We start from the raw sequence: 2,830 nt of genomic DNA, 5'->3' as shown, positions 1-2,830 counted from the left end.
ATCGGTGCCGCCCTGGACGAATCCTTGAGCGGGCGGGTCTTCGACATCGTGGTGCGTGCCCCCCTGAAGGGGGCCGCTCCCGGCGACGGCCTCCTGCCCCTGCGCGACCTCGACCAGCTGCGCGCCTTCCTCGGCGGCTCGGGCCCCTCCGCCTTCTTCGATCTTCCCTGGATGCCGATCTATCTCCTGATCTGCTTCCTGTTCCATCCCCTGATCGGCGTCGCCGCCCTGGTTGGTGCTGCCGTGCTCGCGACCTTTGGCCTCCTCACCGACCGGGCGACCCGGCAGCCGGCCCAGACCGCCACCGCCCACGGCCTGCGCCGCAACGGCCTGGCCGAGGCCGGCCGCCGCAACGCCGAGGTGCTGGCCGCCATGGGCATGCAGGGGCGCTTCGCCACTCGCTGGGCCCTGGCCAACCGCGACTACATGCAGTCGCAGCAGCGCGCCTCCGACATCGCCGGCGGCTACGGCGCCGGGTCCAAGGTGTTCCGCACCGCTCTCCAGTCCGGCACCTTGGCGCTGGGCGCCTTCCTCGTGATCAACGGACAGGCCAGTAGCGGCGTCATCATCGCCTCCTCGATCCTGGTGGCCCGGGCCCTGGCCCCGGCCGAGCTCGCCATCGCCAACTGGAAGGGCTTCGTCCAGGCGCGCCAGTCCTGGGCCCGCCTGTCCGATCTCTTCGCTCGCATGCCCGCCGGCGCGCAGCTGCACGCGCTGCCGGCCCCCTCCCGTGCGCTTCAGGTCGAGAGCATCAGCGTCGCCCCGCCCGGAACCCCCCGCCTCGTGGTCCAGGACATCAGCTTCGCCCTCCAGGCCGGACAGGGCCTCGGCGTGATCGGCCCCTCGGCCTCGGGCAAGTCGAGCCTGGTGCGCGCCCTCGTCGGGGTCTGGCCGGCCGTGCGCGGAAAGGTGCGCCTCGACGGCGCCGCCCTCGACCAGTGGTCGACCGACGATCTCGGCCCCCATATCGGCTTTCTGCCCCAGGAGGTGGAGCTGTTCGCCGGCACGGTGGCGGAGAACATCGCCCGCTTCGATCCGCAGGCCCCCTCCGAGGCGGTGATCGCCGCCGCCCGCGCGGCCGGCGTGCACGAGCTGATCCTGCGCCTGTCGGAGGGCTACGACACCCGCATCGGCGAGGGCGGTGCCGGCCTGTCCGCCGGCCAGCGCCAGCGCGTCGGCCTGGCCCGGGCCCTCTACGGCAACCCCTTCCTGGTCATCCTCGACGAGCCCAACGCCAATCTCGACGCCGAGGGCGAGAACGCCCTGACCCAGGCGATCATCGGAGTCCGCCGCCGCGGCGGCGTCTGCATCGTCATCGCCCACCGGCCGTCGGCGCTGGGCGCGGTCGACCTCATCCTGATGATGGCGGAGGGCCGGGCCCAGGCCTTCGGACCGAAGGACGAGGTCCTCAAGCGCGTGCTGCGCCCGGCCTCGGTCCCCGTGGAGGCCCGCCCCGTGGACACGCAGGCCGCCCCCGGCGCCCTGCAGGAGAGTGCCTGATGTCCGTCGCCCTCAGCCCCATCGACATGCATCCCGCCCTCACGGCCCCGCGTCCCGCCGCGCAGGGCTCGATCCGCCGCCACCTCGCCCTCGGCGTCGCCCTGGGGGCGGTGCTGGTGGTGGGCGTGGGCGGCTGGGCGACCTTCACCCAGATCTCCGGCGCCGTGATCGCGCCGGGTCAGCTCGTGGTCGAATCCGACGTGAAGAAGGTGCAGCACCCCACCGGCGGTGTCGTCGGCGAGCTGCGGGTGCGCGACGGCATGCACGTCAAGGCCGGCGATATCCTGATCCGTCTCGACGAGACCCAGACCCGGGCCAACCTCGACATCATCCTAAAGGCCCTGGACGAGCTCTCCGCCCGTCGCGCCCGCGACGAGGCCGAGCGCGACGGCGCCGCCGCCATCACCTTCCCGCCCGAGTTGCTGGCCCGCAAGGACAGCGACCCCTCAGTGGCTCACCTGATCGAGGGCGAGACCCGGCTGTTCAAGTCCCGCGTGGCCGGCCGCGAGGGCCAGAAGGCGCAGCTGCGCGAGCGCGTCCAGCAGCTGCGCGAGGAGATCAAGGGCCTGACGGAGCAGGTCGCGGCCAAAGCCCGCGAGGTCGGCTTCATCACCGGCGAGTTGCAGGGCGTGCGGGAGCTCTACGCCAAGAACCTGGTGCCGCTCGCCCGGGTCAACGCCCTGGAGCGCGACGCCGCGCGCCTCGATGGCGAGCGCGGCCAGCTCCTCGCCTCGACGGCCTCGGCCCGGGGCAAGATCGCCGAGACCGAGCTGCAGATCCTTCAGATCGACGGCGACATGCGCACTGAGACCGGCAAGGATCTCGCCGAGATCCGGGGCAAGTGGTCGGAATACGTCGAGAAGCGCGTCGCCGCCGAGGACCAGCTCAAGCGCGTCGACATGCGCGCGCCGCAATCGGGCACCGTGCACCAGATGACGGTGCACACGATCGGCGGCCTGGTGACGCCCTCCGAGCCCGCCATGCTGATCGTACCGGAGGCGGACCAGCTCGCGGTGGAGGTGAAGATCCAGCCGCAGGACATCGACAACGTCCGCCTCGACCAGGCCGCCGTGCTGCGCTTCTCGGCCTTCAACCAGCGCACGACGCCGGAGATCGACGGGGTGGTGTCCCGGGTCTCGGCCGACGTCACCTCCGATCCGAAGACCGGGATGAGCTACTACACCGCCCGCATCCGGGTGCCGGAGGACCAGAAGGAGCGCCTCGGCACCGCCCGCCTCGTCCCGGGCATGCCGGTCGAGACCTTCATGCAGCTCGGCAACCGCTCGGTGCTCAGCTACCTCACCAAGCCGCTCACCGACCAGATCGCCAA

2 protein-coding genes are annotated in these 2,830 nt (G+C 72.0%); both read left to right on the top strand.

Annotated features, from left to right (window positions below):
• On the top strand, nt 1-1,500 hold a 1,500-nt coding region (locus CRT23_RS27330), incomplete at its 5' end, for a type I secretion system permease/ATPase (RefSeq protein WP_103712609.1).
• Nucleotides 1,500-2,830: HlyD family type I secretion periplasmic adaptor subunit (locus CRT23_RS27325; protein WP_103712608.1), on the top strand; the 1,331-nt coding region annotated here is incomplete at its 3' end. The genes CRT23_RS27330 and CRT23_RS27325, both read left to right, overlap by 1 nt.

It is taken from the genome of Methylobacterium sp. V23 (assembly GCF_002917135.1).
GTDB lineage: Bacteria > Pseudomonadota > Alphaproteobacteria > Rhizobiales > Beijerinckiaceae > Methylobacterium.
The sequence above is the reverse complement of the archived record's forward strand: the minus strand, read 5'-3'. Positions and strand labels throughout refer to the sequence as shown.